This is a genomic window from Micromonospora sp. BQ11, from assembly GCF_052068135.1.
Classification (GTDB): domain Bacteria; phylum Actinomycetota; class Actinomycetes; order Mycobacteriales; family Micromonosporaceae; genus Micromonospora.
Genome location: NZ_JBQHDB010000021.1, coordinates 23,540 through 44,937, shown reverse-complemented (window position 1 = coordinate 44,937; position 21,398 = coordinate 23,540). Strand labels below are relative to the sequence as shown.

Here is a 21,398-nt window from a genome sequence, read left to right as displayed (position 1 = left end):
ACGTCAACGTGACAGGCAGCGACGGTGAGTGGGACCACCCCGCCGGCCGCCTCCCGGCCGCGAAAACGCGAAGGGCACGGCCGCGGTGGCCGTGCCCTTCGTGCGGTCTCAGACCGGGGAGGTCACTCCCCCGGCGTCGACTTGGCGATCTGCATCAGGAACTCGATGTTGGTACGGGACTGCTTGAGCCGGTCCAGCAGCAGGTCCAGAGCGGCCTGCGAGTCCAGCGAGTGCAGGACCTTGCGCAGCTTGTGGATGATGGCCAGCTCCTCCGGTGCGAGCAGGACCTCTTCCTTACGCGTACCGGACGGGTTGATGTCGATGGCCGGGAAGGTCCGCTTGTCGGCGATCTTCCGGTCCAGCTTCAACTCCGCGTTACCGGTGCCCTTGAACTCCTCGAAGATGACCGTGTCCGCCATGGACCCGGTCTCCACCAACGCGGTGGCGAGGATGGTCAGCGAGCCGCCGTTCTCGATGTTGCGGGCCGCACCCAGGAACCGCTTCGGCGGGTACAGCGCGGTGGAGTCGATACCACCCGACATGATCCGGCCGCTGGCCGGCGCCGCCAGGTTGTACGACCGACCGAGCCGGGTCACCGAGTCGAGCAGCACGACCACGTCGTGGCCCAGCTCGACCAGGCGCTTGGCCCGCTCGATCGCCAGCTCGGCGACCGTGGTGTGGTCCTGCGGCGGCCGGTCGAACGTAGCCGCGATGACCTCGCCCTTCACCGACCGCTGCATGTCGGTGACCTCTTCGGGTCGCTCGTCCACCAGCACCACCATCAGGTGGCACTCCGGGTTGTTGCGGGTGATCGCGTTGGCGATCGCCTGCAGCACCATGGTCTTACCGGCCTTGGGCGGGGACACGATCAGTGCCCGCTGCCCCTTGCCGATCGGCATGACCAGGTCGATGACCCGGGTGGTGAGGATGTGCGGCTCGGTCTCCAGCCGCAGTCGCTCCTGCGGGTAGAGCGGAGTGAGCTTGTAGAACTCGGGCCGGCGTCGGGCCTCGTCCGGCTCCATGCCGTTGATGGTGTCCAGCCGGACCAGCGGGTTGTACTTGTCCCGCCGCTGCTCACCGCCGTCGCGAGCCGCGCGCACCGCACCGGTGATCGCGTCACCGCGGCGCAGGCCGTACTTCTTGATCTGGGACATGGACACGTAGACGTCGTTCGGGCCGGCCAGGTAGCCGGTGGTCCGCACGAAGGCGTAGTTGTCCAGGACGTCGATGATGCCGGCCACGGGGACGAGCACGTCGTCGTCGGCGACCTGGGGCTCGCGCCCCTCGCGCCCACCGGTGTCGCCGCCCTCGACCCGCTCACCGCGGCCACGTCGGCGGTCCCGGAAACGACTGCGCCGGCCACGCCGGCCGCCGCTCTCGTCGTCCTCGTCGCCGTTGTCGCGCTCGACGCGCTGACCCCGGTCGCCCCGCTCGTTGCGGTCGCCCCGGTCACCCCGGTCGGCCCGCTCGTTACGATCACCGCGCTCGGCACGGTCACCGCGCTCGTTGCGGTCGGCGCGCTCGGCACGGTCACCGCGTTCGGTCCGCTCGCCGCGTTCGGTACGGTCACCGCGCTCGGTCCGCTCGCCACGCTCGGTCCGCTCGCCACGCTCGGTCCGCTCGCCACGCTCGGTCCGCTCGCCACGCTCGGTCCGCTCGCCACGCTCGGTCCGCTCGCCACGCTCGGTCCGCTCGCCACGCTCGGTCCGCTCGCCACGCTCGCCACGCTCGCCACGCTCGGTACGGTCACCGCGCTCGGCACGGTCACCGCGCTCGGCACGGTCACGGCCACCACGGCCCTCGCCGCGGTCGGCCCGCTCACCGGTCTCGACCTCGTCGGCCCGAGGCTCGGTGGTCCGAGGCTCCGTGGCCCGAGGCTCGGCGGCGCGGGTCTCGACGGCCTGCGGCTCGGCGGCCCGTGCCTCGCCGGCACCGGCCTCGCCACCGCGTGCCTCAGTCGCGGCGGCCCGGCCACGCCGGGTACGGGTACGGGTGCCGGTCTCCGCAGCGGGAGCCTGCTCCGCGGTGCGCCGCTCGGCCTCCGGCCGCTCGGCGGTCTCGCGGACCTCCGCGTGGACCTCGTCCCGGGCGGGGGCGGCGGCGGCCGCGACCTCGGCCCGCGGTCGAGGGGTCCCGGCGGCGGAGCCGCCCTGCCGCTCGGAAATCGCGCTGATCAGCTCGCCCTTACGCATGCGAGCCGTGCCCGAGATGCCGAGCGACGCGGCCAGGCTCTGCAGCTCCGGCAGCAGCATCGCCGACAGACCGGTGCCGCTGCGCCGACGACGGGCGGGGGCGGCAGTGGTGGCATCGCCAGCGACGTTGGAAACATCCGACGTCACGTCGGTGGTGTCGCTCAATGGATTCCTTCCCTCGATAGGCCGGGACTGCCCGGAGTCGACGAACAAGGTGGCCGGGCGGCCTCGGTGCACCCGCCTCGCAAGGACGCGTCGCGGGAGTCTGTGACACAGCAGCCGGTCGGTCTTCCGAATCACCGACATCGGTGAACGGATCTCGCCGTCTGCGGCGACCTGTGAAGACTGCGGTGCGGCGTGGGCCTAGGCAGGGGTGACGGGCTACCGCCGAGAGCTTCGGGGGTGCGCCGACCCGCAGAGAGATCGCATGCTTCGCGGCTGTGCTAAGTCTAGAGCGTAATCAACTCTTCCGACCTGCGGCAACAGGGTCCCGCTCCGCGTGTCCCAGTCTACCCCCGGAGACCCGGGCGCCGTGCATGTCTGTACCCAACTGCAGGACGCGCCAACGTGTTCCCGGGTCGAAATCCTCCGGCGGCTCGCTCAACGCCAGTACCGTCGGCCCCGCCCCACTGACCACGGCGGCCACACCAGCCGCACGCAACGCACTGACCAGGGCAGATGTGCCCGGCATCCCCTCGGCCCGGTAGTCCTGGTGCAGCCGGTCGACGGTGGCGGGCAGCAGCAGCGCCGGCTCGGCGGTCAGGGCGTGGACGAGCAACGCGGCCCGTCCGGCGTTCAGCGCGGCGTCGCCGTGCGGGACGGTCGACGGCAACGCGGCGCGGGCGACCGACGTGAGACCGCGCTCGGCCGGCACGAAGACCGTCGGCCGGACACCGTCGGCGACCGGCAGCGACACGGCCCGCGAGCCCGACGGCTCCGTCCACGCCACCGTGAACCCCCCGAGCAGGCAGGGCGCCACATTGTCCGGATGGCCCTCGATCTCCGCGGCGAGCCGCAGCACGGCCTCGTCGTCCAGGAGCACCTCGCCGTCGACCACCAGCGCCCGGGCGAGCAGGATCCCGGCGACGATCGCGGCGGACGACGAGCCCAGCCCGCGCGCCTGCGGGATGCGGTTGACGCACTCCACCGCGAGGCCCGGCGGCTGGCCGCCGAGGGCATCGAAGGTGGCCCGCATGGCGCTCACCACCAGGTGCCGGTCGTCGGCCGGCAGCTCCCCCGCGCCCTGCCCGGTCACCGTCACGGTCACGCCGCCGGACGTCACCTCGGCGGCGACGTCGTCGTGCAGCGTGAGGGCGAGCCCGAGCGCGTCGAAGCCCGGCCCCAGGTTGGCGCTGGTGGCGGGGACCCGGACCCGGACCGACCCGGAGGCGAATGTCATCGGCACGGGCCCATGGTAGGGCCCCGCACCGACACCCCGGACCACCGTCCGGCGGCTGGGACGGACGCCGGTCACCGGGCCACCGACGGGTCCGGCTCGACGACCGGGTCGGTGAGGGAGAGGCCGCGGGTGGCGATCCGCCAGCCGATCGCGTAGACCAACGTGACCAGGCCGCAGCCGGCCAGCACCACCCGCTCGTCGACGATGTCCACGACCGACGCCACCACCAGCTGGCTGACCGAGATGGCAAGCGTCGCCAGCATCATGTCCGTGGCGAACACACGGCCGCGCAGGCGGTCGGGCACCTCGCCCTGGAGGGCGAAGTTCGACATGACCCAGTTGCTGCCTCCGGCGAAGTGCGCGACGAAGACCAGGGCCAGCACCAGCGGGAACCAGCCGGCGACCGACGTGCCCAGGTAGGCCAGGCCGTACAGCGACATCGACAGCGCGAGCCCGGGCAGCAGCCAGGCCCGGTTGCCCAGGACCCGCCGCATCAGGATCGGCCCCACCAGCGCACCCGCCCCGCGTACGGCGAACAGCAGGCCGGCACCGATCGCGCCGACCCCGTACAGGCCGGCGAGCAGCGGGAACACGGTCAGCACGCCGTTGCCCAGGCCGACCGCCGACTTCACCGTCACCAGCGCCAGCACCCGCGGGCGGTGGGCGATGTAGCCGAGCGCCTCCCGCACCGCGGCCCACGTCTGCTGCACGGGTCGGCCGACGTCGCGGGGCGCCTGCAACGGCCGGCGGATCCGCGCGGCGAGCACCGCGGCGAGCACCAGGCCGCCCGCGGCGACCCAGAAGCAGGCGTACGGTCCGACGACGGCGCTGAGTACGCCGCCGAGCGACGCGCCGACCACCGTCATCGTGCCCCAGGCCGAACCGGCGACCGCGTTGCCGGCGGCCAGCTCCTCGGGGTCCAGCACGTTCGGCAGGGCGGCCTGCGCGGCCGGTGAGTAGAACGCCTTGGCGACCGCGACCACGCCGATCCCCACCATCGCCAGCCACGCCGTGCCCGAGCTGCGCACCCCGAGCAGCAGGAGCACACCGACCAACGCGGCGACGTTCGCCCCGATCATGATCTTCCGGCGGTCGATCCGGTCGGCGACCGTCCCGGTGTACGGCAGCAGCAGCGCCACGATGCCGGTGTCGACGGCGAGCACCAGAGCGCCCCACACGCCGCTGCCGGTCAGCTTCGGCAGCAGTACCAGCAGCGGCACCATGACGAACCAGTCGGCACCGAAGACCACCAGCTCGGCGAGGAAGAGGTTGCGGAAGTTGCGGTTGCGGCGCAGGACCGAGAGGGCGGACGGCACGGACGGACCCTACCCGGCCCGTACCCGAGCGTCCGCCGCTACGCGGACACCCGACACGCAAGCCCCCACGCCTCGGCAGTTTCACGGAAAGTGTGGCTATTCCGCGCGGGAAAGCCACACTTTCCGTGAAACTGCGGCTGCCGTTACTCCCCGGGCGGCAATGGTGAGGTGCGGCTCTTCGGGAGCCGTAGGACCTCGAACTGGTCGGTGCCGTCGAGCAGCGCACCCGAGGGTGCCGGGCGGGACACCGTACCGTCGACCCCACCGGCCGCGGTCGCCGTGGTGGAGGCCCGGCCGGCCGAGGCATCGGCGGTCCGCCCTGCACCGGCCGGGACCGGCGCGTCGCCGTCGTCGGTGGACGTGGCCCCGGTCGGCGTGGCGTCGCCGGAGCGGCGGGCCCGCCGGGCGCGGAACGCCTCCTTGGTGTTCTCCACCATCGTGTACAGCGTCGGCACCAGGATCAGCGTCAGCAGCGTCGAGCTGAGCAGACCGCCGATCACCACGATCGCCAGCGGCTTGGAGATGAAGCCGCCCTCGCCGGTCAGGCCCAGCGCCATCGGCAGCAGCGCGAAGATGGTCGCGACCGCGGTCATCAGGATCGGCCGCAGCCGGCGCCGGCCGCCCTCGACCACCGCGTCCCGCACGCTCATGCCCTGCGCCCGGTACTGGTTGATCAGGTCGAGCAGCACGATCGCGTTGGTCACGACGATGCCGACCAGCATGAGCACACCGATCAGCGCCGGCACGCCCAGCGGTGTGCCGGTGGCGAGCAGCAGGCCGATCGCGCCGGTCGCCGCGAACGGGATGGAGATGAGCAGGATCAGCGCCTGGGTCAGGCTGCGGAACGTGGCCACCATGATCAGGAAGACGATCGCGATGGCGGCCAGCACCGCCAGGCCGAGGTCGGCGAAGGCCTCCTCCTGGTCCGCGCTGACACCGCCGATGGCGAAGGTCGCCCCCGGTACGTCGATGGCGTCCAGCTTCTTCTGCAGCTCCTGACTGATGGCACCCAGGTTCGAGCCGGTGGCCGTACCGGTCACGGAGACGCTGCGCTCGCCGTCGACGCGGGTGACCTGCTCCGGGCCGGGGGCCGTCGTGACGTCGGCGATGGCGCCCAGCGTCACCGGCCCGATCGGCAGCGCCTTGAGCTGCTCGACGGTGAGCGGCGGCTGGGCACTGCCGCGGAGGATCACGTCCTGCTGGCCGTCCTCCAGGGTGACCTGGCCCAGCGGCGCACCCCGGTACGCCTGCGCCACCAGTTGCCCGACGGCCGCCTCGGTGAGCCCGTACCGGCCGGCGTCGAGCCGCCGAACGGTGACCTGGACCCGCTCCACCGAGTCGGTGAGGCTGGTGGTGACGTCCTCGACACCGTCGAGGCCGGTCATCGCCGCCTCGACGTCCTTGACGGCCCGCGCCAGCACCTCCGGCCCGGCGGCCTGGACGACGACCTCCAGCTGGTTGGCGGACCCCCCGCCCTCGCCGGCACCGAAGGTGAACTCGCCGACGCCGTCGCCGAGCGCGTCGAACCTGCCGCGCAGGACTTCGCGCATCTCCTTGGCGTCGGTTTTGTCGCCGAGCGCGACCGACCAGGTGGCGACGTTGTTGCCGCCGACACCGGCCCACGGGGTGTCGCCGGAGCCGGCGGTGACCTGGTACGTCTCGACGCCCTCGGTCTCCGCCAGCACCGCCTCGACCTGCCGGGCCGCCGCGTCGGTGCCGGCCAGCGCGGTGCCCGCCGGCAGTTCCTGGGTGATGTTCAGGGTGTCCTGGCCGGAGTCGTCCAGGAAGTTGGTCTCCAGCTGGCGGGACAGGCCGAACGTGCCGAACAGCACCAGCACGCCGAGCCCCAGCGTGATCCAGCGCGTGGCGCGCCGACGGGTCGCGAACCCGATCACCGGCAGGTACGTCCGCTGCAACGGGCTGCGCAGCTCCTTCTCCTCCGCCGCCCGGCGTACGTCCACGGTGGTGTCCCGGGCGGGCTTGAGGAACCAGTACGCCAGCACCGGGATGATGGTCAGCGACACCAGCAGCGAGGCGAGCAGGGCCACGGTGACCGTGATCGCGAACGGCGCGAAGAGCTGCCCGACGAAGCCGCCCACCAGCGCGATCGGTGCGAACACCGCGACGGTCGTCAGCGTGGACGCGGTCACCGCGCCGGCCACCTCGCGAACGGCGGTGAGGATCGCCCCGTGCTTCTCCTCGCCGTACTCCAGATGGCGTTTGATGTTCTCCAGCACGACGATCGAGTCGTCGACCACCCGCCCGACCGCGATGGTCAGCGCGCCGAGGGTGAGCAGGTTGAGCGAGTAGTCACCGATCCACAGGGCGATCAGCGCCACCACCACCGACAGCGGGATGGAGACCGCGGTGACGACGGTGGAGCGTACCGAGAGCAGGAAGACCAGGATGACCACGACGGCCATGACCAGACCCAGCAGGCCCTCGGTGGTCAGGCTCTCGATGGACTTCTCGACGAACGGGGCCTGGTCGAAGACCACGGTCAGCTCCGCGCCGGAGGCGGTCCGCAGGTCGGCGAGCCGGTCGCGGATCTCGTGGGAGATCTCCACCGCGTTGCCGTCCGGCGCCGCGGTGACCGCGATGCCGAGGCTGTCCTTGCCGTTCGTCCGCGTGATCGCGGTGGCCGGGGTGAGCTGCTGCTCGACGGTGGCCACGTCGCCTAGCCGTACCGGCGCGGCCGGCGGGGTCGGGGTCAGCACGATGCCGCGCAGGTCGTCGATGCCGGCCAGCGGCGCCCCCACCTGCACCGGGAGGCCTCGCGTGCCGTCGACCACCACACCGGCGGGCACCGCCACGCCGTTGGTCCGCAGTGCGGTGCCGATCGCCGTCGGCTGCAGGCGCGCGGCGGCCAGCTTGGCCGGGTCCGGGGTGACCACGACGACCTCGTCGCGGGCGCCGGTCACCTCGACGCTGCGGACCCCCTCGATCGCCTCCAGCTCGGGCACGACGACGTCGCGCAGCTTCTCGCCCAGGGCACGCTGGTCGTCGCCGCCGGACGCGGCGAGCACCACGGCCGGGAGGTCGTCGGTGCTGCCCACGATCACCTGCGGGTCGACGCCCTCCGGAAGCTGCGCCTCGATCCGGTTGAGCGCGGTCTGCATCTTGTTGGAGATGTCGTCCAGGTCGGTGCCGAACGCGTACTGCACCTGGACCGTCGTCGAACCCTCGCGGGAGGTCGAGGTGATCTTCTCCAGACCGGTGATGCCCTGGAGGCTGTTCTCGATCGGCTCGGTGACCTGCGACTCGACGATCTCCGGTCCGGCGCCCGGATACGCCGCGACGATGAACGCGGCCGGGAACTCCAGCGACGGCAGGAGTTGCTGCTTCAGCGACGGTACGGCGAACGCACCGAACGCCGTGATCACCACCGCGATGAGGGCTACCAGCCCCCGGTTGGCGAGGCTGAATCTGGCGAGCAGCGACATCGGCGTGGCTCACTCCTGAGGAAGAAACGGGTGCGGGGCAACGAGAGTGTCCCCCACCCGATCTTCACCACCACCGCCGGGCTCCGCCGCGTCCCGCCCACGGGACCTGCACATCCGCCCCGCGCCCGCCGCCGGCGCGAACGCCGGTCGGCGGAGGTCAGGCGAGGTCGAGGGAGCGGGCGGCGGCCAGGGGGTCGTTGGCGATGGTGACCGGGGCGGGTGCCGTCGTGATGGCCCACTCCGGGTCCTTGAGCCCGTGCCCGGTGACGGTGCAGACCACCGTCGAGCCGGCCGGGACGCGACCCTCGGCGGCCTGCTGGAGCAGGCCGGCCACACTTGCGGCGCTGCCCAGCTCGACGAAGACACCCACCTCACGGGCCAGCAGCCGGTAGGCGGCCAGGATCTCCCGGTCCGTCACGGCGGCGATCAGGCCACCGGAGGAGTCCCGCGCGTCCAGGGCCTTCGTCCAACTGGCCGGGTTGCCGATGCGGATGGCGGTGGCGATCGTCGAGGGCTCGCGGACCACCTCGCCGGTGACGATCGGGGCCGCGCCGGAGGCCTGGAAGCCGTACATCTTCGGGCTGCGGGTCGTGTTGCCGGCCGCCAGCTCCTCGGAGTAGCCCAGCCAGTACGCGGACACGTTGCCCGCGTTGCCGACCGGCAGGCAGTGGATGTCCGGTGCGTCGCCGAGTGCCTCGACGATCTCGAACGCGGCCGTCTTCTGACCGTGCAGCCGGTCGATGTTGACCGAGTTGACCAGGGCCACCGGGTAGTCCTGGGCGAGCTTCGCGGCGAGCGACAGGCAGTCGTCGAAGTTGCCGGTGACCTGGAGGAGCTTGGCGCCGTGCACCAGCGCCTGGGCGAGCTTGCCGAGCGCGATCTTGCCCTGCGGCACGAGCACCGCGCAGGTCAGGCCGGCGCGGGCCGCGTACGCGGCGGCGGAGGCGCTGGTGTTGCCGGTGGAGGCGCAGATGATGGCCTTGTTGCCGGCCTCGACCGCCTTGGACACCGCCAGGGTCATGCCCCGGTCCTTGAACGAGCCGGTGGGGTTGGCCCCCTCGACCTTCAGCCAGACGTCACACCCGAGCCGGGCGGAGAGCACCGGCGCGGGCAGCAGCGGGGTGTCGCCCTCGTGCAGGGTGACGACGGGCGTGGCCTCGGTGACCGGCAGTCGGTCCCGGTACGCGTCGATCAGACCCCGCCACATGTCGCTCTCCTCGCTTCCGACGCCCCGCACCGGGGCCCACGTCAAGCCTGGACCAGCCTCCCGGACCGGTCCCCGCCACGCCCGCCCATAACCATCAGGCGGGACACGGGCTACAGGCCACCCTCCACCCGGAGCACGCTGGCCACCGAGCGGACGATGTCGAGCCCGCGCAGCTCGCCGACGGTCGCGGTGAGCGCGGCGTCCGGTGCCACGTGGGTGACGATCACCAGGTCCGCGTCGTCGCCCCGCCCCGCCGGACCACCGCCCGCCGGGCCCTGCCGGACGGTGGCGATGGAGACGTCGTGCCGGGCGAACACGCCGGCCACCGCCTCCAGCACACCGGGACGATCGGCCACGTCGAGGCTGATGTGGTAGCGGGTGAGCGCCTCGCCCATCGGCCGCACCGCCAGGTCCGCGTACGCGGACTCGCTGGCCGCGCGGACGCCGGCGAGCCGGTTGCGGGAGACCGCCACCACGTCACCGAGCACGGCGCTGGCGGTCGGCGCGCCGCCGGCACCCCGACCGTAGAACATGAGCTGCCCGGCCGCCTCGGCCTCGACGAAGACCGCGTTGAACGCGTCGCCGACGCTCGCGAGGGGGTGGGTCAGCGGGATCATCGCCGGGTGCACGCGGACGCTGACCGTCTCCCGGCCCGCAGAGTCGGCGCCCCGGGCGGCGATGCAGAGCAGCTTGATGGTGCAGCCCATCGCCTTGGCGCTGGCCACGTCGGCGGCGGTGACCTCGGTGATGCCCTCGCGGTGCACGTCGGCCGCCGCCACGCGGGTGTGGAAGGCCAGCGAGGCGAGGATGGCGGCCTTGGCGGCGGCGTCGAAGCCCTCCACGTCGGCGGTGGGGTCGGCCTCCGCGTACCCCAGCTCGGTGGCCTCCTCGAGCGCCTCGGCGAAGCCGGCGCCGGTGGCGTCCATGGCGGAGAGGATGAAGTTGGTGGTGCCGTTGACGATGCCGGTGACCCGGGTGATGCGGTCGCCGTGCAGCGACTCGCGCAGCGGGCGCAGCAGCGGGATGGCTCCGGCCACGGACGCCTCGTAGTAGAGGTCCCCGCCGCCCTCGGCCGCCGCGTCGTGCAGCGCCACGCCGTCCTCGGCGAGCAGCGCCTTGTTGGCGGTGACCACGCTCTTGCCGGCGCGCAGCGCCTCCACCAGCCACGTCCGGGCCGGCTCGATGCCACCGACCACCTCGACCACCACGTCGACGTCGTCGCGCTTGATCAGGCCGAGCGGATCGGTGGTGAACAGCGCCGGGTCGACCGGCAGGTCACCGCGGTCCCGGCCGATCCGGCGCACGGCGATGCCGGCGATCTCCAGCGGCGCGCCGATCCGCGCGGCCAGGTCGGCCGACTGCTCGTGCAGCAGCCGGACCACCTCGCCTCCGACCGTGCCACAGCCGAGCAGCGCCAAACGCACAGGTGACGTCATCCCACATCCAAAGCGAGCAGGTCCTCTTCGGTCTCCCGCCGGACGATCAGACGCGCCCGACCGTCCCGCACCGCGACCACCGGGGGCCGGGGCACGTGGTTGTAGTTGCTGGCCATGCTCCGGCAGTAGGCACCGGTGCCGGGGACCGCGACAAGATCTCCGGGCTGCACGTCGGCGGGCAGGAATTCATCCTTCACCACGATGTCCCCGGACTCACAGTGCTTTCCCACCACGCGGGCGAGCATCGGCTCGGCCGCCGAGGCGCGGGAGGCCACCGTCGCCGAGTACGACGCGTCGTACAGCGCGGTGCGGATGTTGTCGCTCATCCCGCCGTCGACGCTGACGTACGTCCGGATCCCGTCCACGTCCTTGACCGTGCCCACCTCGTAGAGGGTGAAGACCGCCGGCCCGACGATGGCCCGGCCCGGCTCGATGGACAGGTGCGGCACGGCCAGCCGCTCCGCCGCGCACTCCGAGTCGACGATCTTGCGCAGCCGCTTGGCGAGGTCCTGCGGCGTGGCCGGGTCGTCCTGGGTGGTGTACGCGATGCCGAAGCCGCCGCCCAGGTCCAGCTCGGGCAGCTCCACGCCCCGGGCGTCGCGGATCTGCGCCTGGAGGGCCAGCACCCGGCGGGCGGAGACCTCGAACCCGTTGGCGTCGAAGATCTGCGATCCGATGTGCGAGTGCAGGCCCCGCAGCTCCAGCACGCCCTCGTCGAGGATCTTGAAGGCGGCGGCCGCGGCCGCCCCGCCCGCGAGGGAGAAGCCGAACTTCTGGTCCTCGTGGGCGGTGGCGATGAACTCGTGGGTGTGCGCCTCGACGCCGACGGTCACCCGGACCAGCACCCTCGGCCGTACGCCCCGCTCGCGGGCCAGCGCGGTGAGCCGGTCGATCTCGGTGAACGAGTCGACGATGATCCGACCCACCCCGGCGTCCAGCGCCCGGGTCAGCTCGCGCAGGGACTTGTTGTTGCCGTGGAAGCCGATCCGCTCCGCCGGCATCCCGGCCGACAGCGCGGTGGCCAGCTCACCGCCGGTGCAGACGTCGAGGTGCAGCCCCTCCTCGGCGATCATCCGGACCACGGCCCGGCAGAGGAACGCCTTCCCTGCGTAGTAGACGTCCTCGGTCGGAAAGGCGGCCCGGAAGTCCCGGCAGCGCGAGCGCAGGTCGTCCTCGTCCAGAACGTACACCGGGGTGCCGAACTCGGCCGCGACGTCGCGGACCGGGAGGCCCGCGACCACGAGCGCGCCGTCGGCCGCGCGCACCACGTTGCGCGGCCACAGGTCCGGCACCAGGGAGTTGACGTCGGCCGGCGGACGCAGCCAGGCCGGCCCGCGGCTGCCGATGTCGCCGTGCAGGGCACCGGCCTCATGCGCGCGCATGGATTACATCCTTTCCGGAGCCGAGACGCCGAGCAGGCGCAGGCCGTTGGCGATCACCGTACGGGTGGCGTCGTTCAGCCAGAGCCGGGCGCGATGCAGGTCGGTGATCTCCTCGTCCCCCCGCGGCGCGACCCGGCAGCTGTCGTAGAACCGGTGGTAGGCCCCGGCCGTCGACTCCAGGTAGCGGGCCACCCGGTGCGGCTCCCGCAGCTCGGCGGCGGCGGCCACCACGGCGGGGAACTCGGCGAGCGCCTTGAGCAGCTCGTTCTCCTTCTCGTGGTCGAGCAGCTCGGGGCGGAAGGCGTCCGCGTCGCCCCGGGTCAGGCCGAGCTCGGCGGCGTTGCGGCTCACGTTCGCGGTGCGGGCGGCGACGTACTGCACGTAGTAGACCGGGTTGTCGTTGCCCGCCTTGGTCCACAGCTCCACGTCGAGGTCGATCGGGGAGTCGCTGGAGTAGCGGGCCAGCGCGTACCGGGAGGCGTCCACGCCGATCGCCTCGACCAGGTCCTCCAGGGTGACCACCGTGCCGGCCCGCTTGCTCATCCGCACCGGCGCCCCGTCGCGGACCAGGTTGACCAGTTGGCCGATGAGGATCTCCAGGTTGACCGCCGGGTCGTCGCCGAAGCAGGCGGACATCGCCTTCATCCGGCCGATGTAGCCGTGGTGGTCGGCGCCCAGCATGATCACGACCCGCTCGAAGCCGCGCTCCCGCTTGTCGAGGTAGTACGCGCAGTCGGCGGCGAAGTACGTCCACTCGCCGTTGGACTTGCGCAGCACCCGGTCCTTGTCGTCGCCGAAGTGGGTGGTGCGCAGCCACGTGGCGCCGTCGGCCTCGAACGTGTTGCCCTGCTGACGCAGCCGGTCGAGGGCGTGGTCCAGCTCACCGCGGTCGTGCAGGTCCTTCTCGTTGAAGTAGGTGTCGAACTCCACCCCGAAGTCGCGCAGCGACGACTTGATCTCGTCGAACATCAGCTGGACGCCCTCGACCCGGAAGACCTCCTGGGCAGCGGAGTCGTCGAGGGTCGCCACGTCCGGCCGGCGGGCCTGGACCTGCGCCGCGATCTCGCTGATGTACGCGCCGGCGTACCCGTCCTCGGGGGCCGGCTCGCCCCTGGCGGCGGCCAGCAGCGACCGGGCGAACCGGTCGATCTGGGAGCCGGCGTCGTTGAAGTAGTACTCCGTGCCGACCTCGGCGCCGGTGGCGCGCAGCAGGCGGCTGAGCGCGTCGCCGACGGCCGCCCACCGGACGCCGCCGATGTGCACGGGACCGGTCGGGTTGGCCGAGACGAACTCCAGGTTGATCCTCTGGCCGGCGAGCCGGTCGCTGCCCCCGTACGCCTCCCCGGCCTCGACGATCGCGCGGGCGAGCTGGCCGGCGGCGGCGGCGTCGAGCCGGATGTTGAGGAACCCGGGGCCGGCGATCTCCACCGACTTGACCCCTGGCGCGCGCCCGAGCTGCTCGGCCAGAGCGGTGGCCAGCTCACGCGGCGGCACACCCACCTTCTTGCTGAGCTGGAGCGCCAGCGTCGACGCGTAGTCGCCGTGCTCGGGGTTTCGGGGTCGCTCCACCGCCGTCCGCTCCGGCAGGGCGGAGCGGTCCAGGCCCCGCTCGGTGAAGACGGCGTGGGCTGCGGAGAGGACGACCTCGGCGAGTTCTGCGGGAGTCACCGAACCATGTTATCGGGGGTAGACTCGGCACCCGCGGCGGCGACCCAGCATATGAACCCGGCCCGCCAGATCCCCTGACCGACCGACCTGACGAGGGACGATGAGCATCAGCACCCCGGGCGGCCCCGAACGCCGCCCGACCGTGGTCAGCACCGGCAAGAAGCCGGCCGCGGGCCGGCCGTCCGCCGGCGCCAAGGCCGGTTCCGGCAAGCCGGCGGGCAACGCTCGCACGGGCGGCAAGGGCCCCCGCAAGCCGATCGCCCCGGTGAAGGTCAGCCAGGGCCGCAGTTGGGGCCCGATCGCGCTGTTCACCGCCGTCGGCCTGCTGGCCGTCGCGATCATCGGGTACGGCGCGTGGGCGACCTTCCAGGGCTCCAAGCCGTGGGACGACCGGGCCGACGCGATCAACGGCATCGTCAACTTCCGCAAGTCGGACAAGTCGCTGGTCGAGGGCGGCAAGCACCAGCAGGGTGCGATCACCTACGCCCAGCAGCCGCCGGTCGCCGGCCCGCACAACAACTCCTGGCAGAACTGCATGGGCGACGTCTACGACGCCCCGATCGCCAGCGAGCACGCGGTGCACAGCCTGGAGCACGGCGCGGTCTGGATCACGTACCGCCCCGACCTGCCCGCCGACCAGGTCGAGAAGCTCGCCGCCAAGGTGCGCGGCAACGAGAAGCTGATGATGAGCCCGTTCGAGGGCCTGGACAAGCCGATCTCGCTGCAGGCCTGGGGCTACCAGCTCAAGGTCGACAACGCCGACGACGGCCGGATCGACGAGTTCATCAAGACGCTGAAGGTCAACGCCTCCATCGAGGGCCCGACCGCGCTGTGCAACCAGGGCGTGACCGCCACCGGCCCCGCCCCCCGGGACCTCCAGCCGCAGCAGCAGTAAGGACGAGCCATGACCGCACCCGCGACCCTGGACGACGCCGTGGACGGCAACGGCACCCCGGTCACCGATGACGGTGACCGCGGGTCCGCCCGTCGGTTCGGCACGCTCGTGGTGGCGGCCGCCGTCGTGGTCGGCCTCCTGCTGGGGTACGCGGGCGGCCTGCTCACACCCGGCCTGACCCGGCCGGGGGACGCCTCCGTGGAGGCCGGGTTCGCCCGGGACATGACCAGTCACCACGCCCAGGCGGTGGAGATGGGGCTGATCGCGTTCCAGCGGGGTACGGACCAGGAGGTTCGCAGCATCGGCGGCGACATCGCCCTCGCCCAGCAGGGCGACATCGGCACGATGCAGACCTGGCTGCGGTCGTGGGGGCTCGACCCGACCGGGTCGCAGCCCCGGATGGCGTGGATGCCGGAGGGCACCCGGATGGTCAGGAACGGCCTGATGCCGGGCATGGCCACCACCGAGCAGATGTCGCGGTTGCGAGAGGCGCAGGGCAAGGAGCTGGACGTCCTCTTCCTCGACCTGATGATCCAGCATCACCTCGGCGGCATCCACATGGTCGACGCCCTGCTCGACGCCAGCGACGAGCCGGACGTGGTGCAGGCCGCGCGGACCATGAAGAACACCCAGCAGACCGAGCTGACCAACCTGCAGGGCGCCCTCGACCGCATCCGGGGCTGAGCGCTCCCGCCTCGGCTTCACCATCCCGAGAGGTCCGTACCCGCCACCGCGGTGCGGACCTCTCGGCATGCGGGCACCGTCACCGTCGGTCGGTCCCCGCCGGCCGCTCAGATCGTCTCCGCTCCCACAGACCCGCCGGCGGCGATGGCGGTCACGTCCCTGTCGAGGTGATGTCGTGGCTGACCGGGCGGATGCCGCTCTTGCACCTTTAGCGCGCTTTGGCGGCTCTGAGAGGTCCGACCGATTGCGGCTCTAAGAGAGTTTTCTCCGCACATGTCGTGACCAGTTGCGATTCGGGCTCGTTGCGCAGGGCGTGGGGGTTGCACTGAGAGACGCGCGGCGTTCGGTCACCAGCTGGTGCCGGCGCCACACCATCGGCGGCGACGGGGCGGTGGCGGCCGTCCGTCGCGGACAGCGGCAGGGCGAGCCGGGGATGCTCAGCCGCGAACAGGAACTCGACCTCATCGACACCCTCCGGGGCGTCTACCCCGACGCGTTCGGCCTCGACGAGGAGCTGTGGACGCGGCAGAGCCTGCACACCCTCATCCAGCGGCGCTTCGACCTGCCGCTGGAGGCGGGAGCGGTCGGGGCGTACCTGCGGGCCTGGGGGTTGGGTCCGCGGGAACCACGCGAGCGGGCCTGCGGGCTCTGCGTCGGCGCGGTGGAGCGCTGGGTGCGGTCGGAGTACCCGGCGATCACCCGGGCCGCCCAGGAACACCTGGCGGAGGTCTACTGGATCGGGCGGATCCGGCTGCGCGGCACGATGCCGACGGCGGACGTCATCTCCGCCGTCTCATCCCGGGGCCGGGTGCGCTTCATGATCACGACTCCGTCGGTCGACCCGCCACTCCCCCGCGACTTCGTGCTGCGGCTCAGCGGCGAGGAGCAGCGCACGGTGCACCTCATCGTGGACGGCTCCTGGCCCCGCAACGAGTGGCCGCGCCGGCTGCCCCGGCGGATCGTGCTGCACCCGCTGCCCAGTTGCGGGCGGGCGGTCGCCGCCGCCTGACCACCCGCCCGGGGCCGGGCGACACACGGCCGAGCACCGGATACCGATTCGGCGTTCAGCGGTCGGGTTTGCTAGTCTTCTCCCGTCGCTGAGCCCCCGTAGCTCAGGGGATAGAGCACCGCCCTCCGGAGGCGGGGGCGCAGGTTCGAATCCTGCCGGGGGCACCAGAGATACACCGGAAAGCCCGGGCCACGCGGTCCGGGCTTCTTCGCGTCCGGGCTCCGGATGCGGTCACCGGTGCCGCCGGACGTGGTCGCGGACCGGGTCGACCGCCTGCGGGGCGAGCCGGCCCTCCGCCACCGCACGCCTCATCACCCGCAGGACCTCCTGACCGTCGCCGGGCACGCGGGTCGCTGCCGCCTCCGCGGGCATCGCCATCAGCAGGCGCACCGCCAGCGGAAGGTCCATGATGTTCAGGATCTTCGCGGCCATCCGGGCGTCCATCAGCGCCACGGCCCCGGCCGCCGGGATACCCAGGGCGGCGACGATCCGCATCGCGGGCCCCGCGTGCAGGCCCTCCAGAACGCGGGCCAGGTCGGCCGGCGCGAGGCCGGCGAGCAGGAGCGCCGCCTCGGCCGCCGGCATCGCCTCCAACTCCCGGGCGGGCCGGGGCTCGGTGACCGGCCGGGCGACCCCGCGCAGCCACCGTCGCCAGCTCCGGCTGTCCGTCGTCTCGCCGGGATGGTCCAGCAGCCAGAGCACGAAGAGGGCGCGCAGGCGTGTCCGCTCGTCCCCCTTCCCGGTGGCCTCCCGCACGATGCCCCGCAGGCGCTCCCGCAGATCGGGGCCGTCGAGCGCACGGGCGAGCCGCCAGTACCACCGGTCCTGGCACCGTTGCCGCCGACGCACGGCGGTGAGCAGCCGCTCGGTCAGGGCGGGCGCGTCGGTCACCGCCCGGTCGACCGCCAACCGGTGCAGGACGGCCTCCTTGGTCGACCACGGCGACCAGAGCCACCCGGCGTGCCTCCACTCGTCCGGGTGACGGTTCTCCCAGTCCAGGAACAGGAGGGCGTACGGGAGCAGCCCCGCAGCGTCGGGTGCGGCCAGCCGGGAGGCGGCGAGGAAGTCGCCCACCAGGTCGGTCAGCGTGCCGTTGCGTTCGTTCCACGAATGCAGTCGGAGAAGGACACTGTGCCGGGCGACGGCCTCCACCCGGACGTCCGGGTCGTCGTCGATCAATTCCCACACCCAGTCGTACGCCCCGAGGCCGGTCATGCCGATCATGGTCGCCGTCGGGGCCGGCCGGGGGCAACCGGATAGCCGGCGGGGCGTACGTCAGCCGGCGGCGCGGCGGGCGCGGGCCCGGCGCTTGCCCTCGTGCATCGCCTGCACGCGGGCGGCGGGGATGGTGTGCCCCTCGGCGACCAGGTCCGCGGGGAGCGGCTGCGGTGCGGGCATCGACGCGGCCCACGGGTCCCGCTCGGCGACCAGTGCCGGGGCGGTCCGGATGGTGAAGTCGGCTGCGGTCACGGACTCCAGGTCGGCCCAGTCGACCGGGAACGACACCGGCACCCCCGGCCGCAGTCGCGGGCTGTACGCGGCCACCACGGTCGCCCCGCCGGCCCGCGTCGAGTCGACGAAGACCTTGCCGGCCCGGTCCTCCCGGATGAAGGCGGTGGTGGCCAGCGCCGGATCGAGCCGCTCGGCGCGGGCGGCCAGGGCGCGGGTGGCGGCGGCCATGTCCTCGACGGCGGCGCCCGCCGCGACCGGCACGAAGACGTGCACGCCCTTCGCGCCGCTGGTCTTCACCGCACCGGCCAGACCCGCGTCGGCGAGTGCCTGCCGGACCAGCAGGGCGGCGGCGACGGCGACGCCGAACGCCGCGCCCTCGGGCGGGTCCAGGTCCAGTACGAGGTGGGTGGGGCGGTGCGGGGCGTCCGCCGTGGCCAGGGTGGGGTGGTACTCCACCGCGCGCTGGTTGGCGAACCAGAGCAGGGTGCGCCGGTCGTCGCAGAGGGCGTACGAGATCTCGCGGTGCGACGCCTCCGCCCACACGATGGTGCGACGGACCCAGTCCGGGGTGTAGGTCGGCAGGTTCTTCTGCATGAACGGCGGCTGGCCGGGGCGCACGCGGATCACCGAGAGCGGGCGGCCGGCGAGCTGCGGCAGGATCCGCTCCGCGACGGCGTCGAGGTAGTCCACCAGGTCGCGCTTCGTCGCGCCCGACCCGTCGAACAGCGGCTGGTCCAGATTGGTCAGCGCCACACCGTGCCGGTTCTCGTCCGCCCCGCCCATGCGCCCCACCTTCCCGGCCCGGCCCCCGCCGGTCAACCGGACACTACGCAACGGGTCCGACAGCGTGGCCCGTTGTCGGGTTCTCCACACCCGCCCCGGCGGGGGGCGACCGCCCGGGGAGGGCGTCGGCGCAGGGTGCCGACGGCGAGCAGCAGGACCTAGGTGCACGATTTGTTACCGAAGCCCTCTTCTGTGACCATTGGCGAGAGCGCAAGGAGGCACTTCCATGTCCCAGGGGAACAGCGATGTGTCCGTGGGTGACGGCGCCGGGGCCGGATGCGTGGCCGGCGACGGCCCCTTCACGCCGGGGCAGGCGCGGGCGTGCACGGTCCGCGAGGTCCTGGACCGGGTGGGCGGCAAGTGGAGCATCGGCATCCTGGTCGCCGCCTCCGAGGGCCCGGTGCGCTTCACCGAGCTGGAGCGGTGCGTGGAGGGGATCAGCCGGCGGATGCTCACCCTGACCCTGCGCAACCTGGAGCGCGACGGCCTGCTGCGCCGGCGGGTGTACCCGACCGTCCCGCCGAAGGTCGAGTACACCGCCACGCCGATGGCCCTGGAGCTGTACGAGTCCCTGGTCGCCCTGACCAGCTGGGCGGAGCGGCACCGGGCCGGGATCGCCGCCGCCCGGGCCGCGTACGACCGGGAGCACGCCTAGGCGGTGACCCTGGCGTCCCAGTCGATGTGGTGGTCGAAGAGCCAGGAGAACGACTTTCCGTCGTCCCGGGCCGCCCAACGCGCGAAGAGCGGCAGGGAGACGTTCCGGAACACGCGGCCGACCGGCCCGGCGACCTTCGTGTTGCTGGTGCGCTTCCCCTGCGCCACCACCCGTTCCACCCGGTCCCGCCGCAGCCGCTCGTACGCGCCGAACGCCTCGGTGGTGTCGGGCCGGTCCCGCAGGCAGCGGGCCAGCTGCACGGCGTCCTCGAAGGCCATCGCGGCGCCCTGCCCCGATGAGGGGGCGGCGGTGTGCGCCGCGTCGCCGACGAGCACCATCCGGTCCCGGTGCCAGCGCGGGACGGACGGCAGGTCGTACGTGGGCCAGCCGTACTCGATCCGCTCGGTCGCGTCGAGGATCCGCAGGGCCGGGCCGCCGTCCCCGGCGACCAGCGTACGTAGCCGGGCACGCCACTCGTCCGCGCCGATCGCGGCGATCCGGTCGGGCGTCAGCTCGGTGCGCTGGGGCAGGTTGGCGAACCACCACACCTCGTCGCCGCCGACCGGGATCCAGCAGAAGAAGCAGCGCCTTCCGAAGATCATGCGCATCAGGCCGGGCTCCCCGTCCAGGCCCGGCACGCGCGTGAAGCCGCCGGCGTTGAGCAGCGGTACGTAGCGCGGCGCGGGGGCTGCCGGGTCGATCACCTGACGGGTTCGGGAGCGCAGCCCGTCGGCACCGATCAGGAGGTCGCCGTCGGCGGTGCCGCCGTCGGCGAACCGGGCGCGGACCCCGGTCGCGGTCGGCTCGGCGTCCACCATCCGGGTCCCGTGCACGATCGGTACGCCCCGGCGGGTCGCCTCCGCCCGCAGCGCGCGGTAGAGGTCGGAGCGCCGGATGGTGGTGCTGCCGGAGCCGCGGGTGCGGGTGCCGCTGGTGCCGAACTCCGCCAGCGCCCGCCCCCGGTGATCGTGCAGGGCCATCCGGGGGGTCGGGTGCCCGAGCCCGGCGACGAGGCCGTCCAGCCCGATCGCGCGCAGGGCGTCCACCCCGTTGACGGAGAGCGTGAGGAACGCACCGACGCCGACCGCGTCCCGCGCGTACGCCTCGTGGACGACCGCCTCGATGCCGGCCCGTTGCAGCGCCATGGCGGCGACCGGGCCGGCGATGCCACCACCGATGATGAGCGCCTTAGTCATAGGGTGACTATACATAGAATGACTATTACGGACCATGCCGTCGCCTAGGGTGAGGGCATGACCGCACGGGCCCAGCGCCGCTCACCGCTGGCGATGATGGTGCTCGCGTTGCTGGTCGAGGAGCCGATGCACGCGTACCGGATGCAGCAGCTGATCCGGGAGCGCGACAAGCTGGACGTGGTCAACGTCGCGCAGCGCAACAGCATCTACCAGACCGTCGAGCGACTGCGGCGCGAGGAACTGCTCCGGGTCAGCCACACGGCACGGGACGAGCGTCGCCCCGAGCGCACCGTCTACGAGCTCACGCCGGCCGGCCGCCGTACGCTCGACGCCTGGCTCGCCGACGCGCTGGCCGCGCCCGCGCGGGAGTTCCCGGAGTTCCCCGCCGCGCTCTCCTTCCTGCCGATCCTGCCGCCGGCCGAAGCCGCCCGACAGCTCGACCGGCGGGCCGAGCTGCTGGCCGCCCGGCTGCGCGAGCGGGAGGCGGTGCTGGCGGCGGTCGACCTCCCGCGGCTCTTCCTCGTCGAGGACGAGTACCGGCTCAGCGTGCTGCGCGCCGAACTGGACTGGGTACGCGCGTTGGTGGCCGACCTGCGCGCCGGCACCCTGACCTGGGACGGTCCCTGGCTCGCCCACTGGACCGGCACCACCGACTGAGCGAGCCCACGCTCGCCGTCGATC

At 72.8% G+C, this 21,398-nt stretch carries 16 protein-coding genes and 1 tRNA gene; 6 read left to right on the top strand and 11 right to left on the bottom strand.

The window, feature by feature from the left end; translation table 11 throughout:
• Window positions 1-122: 122 nt before the first annotated feature.
• The 8 genes from rho to argS form a co-directional block, all read right to left on the bottom strand.
• A complete protein-coding gene (gene rho, locus ACTMSW_RS30155) occupies window positions 123-2,357 on the bottom strand; it encodes a transcription termination factor Rho (protein WP_441184178.1) in 2,235 nt (744 codons plus the stop codon).
• A 295-nt stretch (window positions 2,358-2,652) separates the two neighbouring features.
• Complete coding sequence (thrB, locus tag ACTMSW_RS30150) at window positions 2,653-3,591, bottom strand: homoserine kinase (RefSeq protein ID WP_441184213.1); 939 nt, start codon at window positions 3,589-3,591, stop codon at window positions 2,653-2,655.
• Window positions 3,592-3,662: 71 nt separating this feature from the next.
• Window positions 3,663-4,907, bottom strand: a complete 1,245-nt coding sequence (locus ACTMSW_RS30145) for an MFS transporter (protein WP_441184176.1) — start codon at window positions 4,905-4,907, stop codon at window positions 3,663-3,665.
• A gap of 143 nt (window positions 4,908-5,050) precedes the next feature.
• On the bottom strand, window positions 5,051-8,350 hold the full coding sequence (locus ACTMSW_RS30140; protein WP_441184174.1) for an efflux RND transporter permease subunit: 3,300 nt from the start codon (window positions 8,348-8,350) through the stop codon (window positions 5,051-5,053).
• A gap of 157 nt (window positions 8,351-8,507) precedes the next feature.
• Window positions 8,508-9,557 carry a threonine synthase gene (thrC, locus tag ACTMSW_RS30135; protein WP_441184173.1) on the bottom strand — a complete coding sequence of 350 codons (1,050 nt, stop codon included), beginning with the start codon at window positions 9,555-9,557 and terminating at the stop codon, window positions 8,508-8,510.
• Window positions 9,558-9,667: 110 nt separating this feature from the next.
• Window positions 9,668-10,981, bottom strand: coding sequence for a homoserine dehydrogenase (locus ACTMSW_RS30130; RefSeq protein ID WP_441184212.1), 1,314 nt, complete (start codon window positions 10,979-10,981; stop codon window positions 9,668-9,670).
• Between the two features lie 8 nt (window positions 10,982-10,989).
• Entirely contained in the window at window positions 10,990-12,375 is a 1,386-nt protein-coding gene (gene lysA / locus ACTMSW_RS30125) for a diaminopimelate decarboxylase (RefSeq protein ID WP_441184171.1), read from the bottom strand.
• 3 nt (window positions 12,376-12,378) lie between these two features.
• Entirely contained in the window at window positions 12,379-14,043 is a 1,665-nt protein-coding gene (gene argS, locus ACTMSW_RS30120; RefSeq protein ID WP_441184170.1) for an arginine--tRNA ligase, read from the bottom strand.
• 100 nt (window positions 14,044-14,143) lie between these two features.
• Between argS and ACTMSW_RS30115 the strand changes: the two genes are divergently transcribed.
• The 4 genes from ACTMSW_RS30115 (at window position 14,144) to ACTMSW_RS30100 (ending at window position 16,798) form a co-directional block, all read left to right on the top strand.
• Window positions 14,144-14,938, top strand: a complete 795-nt coding sequence (locus tag ACTMSW_RS30115) for a DUF3105 domain-containing protein (protein WP_441184169.1) — start codon at window positions 14,144-14,146, stop codon at window positions 14,936-14,938.
• A 9-nt stretch (window positions 14,939-14,947) separates the two neighbouring features.
• On the top strand, window positions 14,948-15,622 hold the full coding sequence (locus ACTMSW_RS30110; RefSeq protein WP_441184168.1) for a DUF305 domain-containing protein: 675 nt from the start codon (window positions 14,948-14,950) through the stop codon (window positions 15,620-15,622).
• A gap of 313 nt (window positions 15,623-15,935) precedes the next feature.
• Window positions 15,936-16,631 carry a winged helix-turn-helix domain-containing protein gene (locus ACTMSW_RS30105; RefSeq protein ID WP_441184167.1) on the top strand — a complete coding sequence of 232 codons (696 nt, stop codon included), beginning with the start codon at window positions 15,936-15,938 and terminating at the stop codon, window positions 16,629-16,631.
• A 92-nt stretch (window positions 16,632-16,723) separates the two neighbouring features.
• A tRNA-Arg gene (locus tag ACTMSW_RS30100) sits at window positions 16,724-16,798 on the top strand.
• Window positions 16,799-16,862: 64 nt separating this feature from the next.
• Here the strand turns inward: ACTMSW_RS30100 and ACTMSW_RS30095 are convergent.
• Both ACTMSW_RS30095 and ligD read right to left on the bottom strand, forming a co-directional pair.
• Window positions 16,863-17,846: a hypothetical protein gene (locus ACTMSW_RS30095; RefSeq protein ID WP_441184166.1), complete on the bottom strand. Its 984-nt coding sequence runs from the start codon at window positions 17,844-17,846 to the stop codon at window positions 16,863-16,865.
• Between the two features lie 60 nt (window positions 17,847-17,906).
• Window positions 17,907-18,866, bottom strand: coding sequence for a non-homologous end-joining DNA ligase (gene ligD / locus ACTMSW_RS30090; RefSeq protein ID WP_441184164.1), 960 nt, complete (start codon window positions 18,864-18,866; stop codon window positions 17,907-17,909).
• 226 nt (window positions 18,867-19,092) lie between these two features.
• Between ligD and ACTMSW_RS30085 the strand changes: the two genes are divergently transcribed.
• Window positions 19,093-19,521 (top strand): winged helix-turn-helix transcriptional regulator, encoded by a 429-nt coding sequence (locus ACTMSW_RS30085; protein ID WP_441184163.1) that lies wholly within the window; start codon window positions 19,093-19,095, stop codon window positions 19,519-19,521.
• Here ACTMSW_RS30085 and ACTMSW_RS30080 read toward each other — a convergent pair.
• Complete coding sequence (locus ACTMSW_RS30080) at window positions 19,518-20,717, bottom strand: FAD-dependent oxidoreductase (protein ID WP_441184162.1); 1,200 nt, start codon at window positions 20,715-20,717, stop codon at window positions 19,518-19,520. The genes ACTMSW_RS30085 and ACTMSW_RS30080 overlap by 4 nt on opposite strands.
• A 57-nt stretch (window positions 20,718-20,774) precedes the next feature.
• On the opposite strand from ACTMSW_RS30080, the gene ACTMSW_RS30075 reads away from it, so the two are divergent.
• Entirely contained in the window at window positions 20,775-21,374 is a 600-nt protein-coding gene (locus tag ACTMSW_RS30075; protein WP_441184161.1) for a PadR family transcriptional regulator, read from the top strand.
• Window positions 21,375-21,398: the final 24 nt, after the last annotated feature.

Excerpts from the sequence above, each read along its gene's own strand:
- ACTMSW_RS30080 (WP_441184162.1), bottom strand. The coding sequence starts at position 20,717 with ATGACTAAGGCGCTCATCATCGGTGGTGGCATCGCCGGCCCGGTCGCC.
- lysA (WP_441184171.1), bottom strand. The coding sequence starts at position 12,375 with ATGCGCGCGCATGAGGCCGGTGCCCTGCACGGCGACATCGGCAGCCGC.
- ACTMSW_RS30115 (WP_441184169.1), top strand. The coding sequence starts at position 14,144 with ATGAGCATCAGCACCCCGGGCGGCCCCGAACGCCGCCCGACCGTGGTC.
- ACTMSW_RS30110 (WP_441184168.1), top strand. The coding sequence starts at position 14,948 with ATGACCGCACCCGCGACCCTGGACGACGCCGTGGACGGCAACGGCACC.
- thrB (WP_441184213.1), bottom strand. The coding sequence starts at position 3,591 with ATGACATTCGCCTCCGGGTCGGTCCGGGTCCGGGTCCCCGCCACCAGC.
- ACTMSW_RS30140 (WP_441184174.1), bottom strand. The coding sequence starts at position 8,350 with ATGTCGCTGCTCGCCAGATTCAGCCTCGCCAACCGGGGGCTGGTAGCC.
- ACTMSW_RS30075 (WP_441184161.1), top strand. The coding sequence starts at position 20,775 with ATGACCGCACGGGCCCAGCGCCGCTCACCGCTGGCGATGATGGTGCTC.
- ACTMSW_RS30095 (WP_441184166.1), bottom strand. The coding sequence starts at position 17,846 with ATGACCGGCCTCGGGGCGTACGACTGGGTGTGGGAATTGATCGACGAC.
- thrC (WP_441184173.1), bottom strand. The coding sequence starts at position 9,557 with ATGTGGCGGGGTCTGATCGACGCGTACCGGGACCGACTGCCGGTCACC.
- ligD (WP_441184164.1), bottom strand. The coding sequence starts at position 18,866 with ATGGGCGGGGCGGACGAGAACCGGCACGGTGTGGCGCTGACCAATCTG.
- ACTMSW_RS30085 (WP_441184163.1), top strand. The coding sequence starts at position 19,093 with ATGTCCCAGGGGAACAGCGATGTGTCCGTGGGTGACGGCGCCGGGGCC.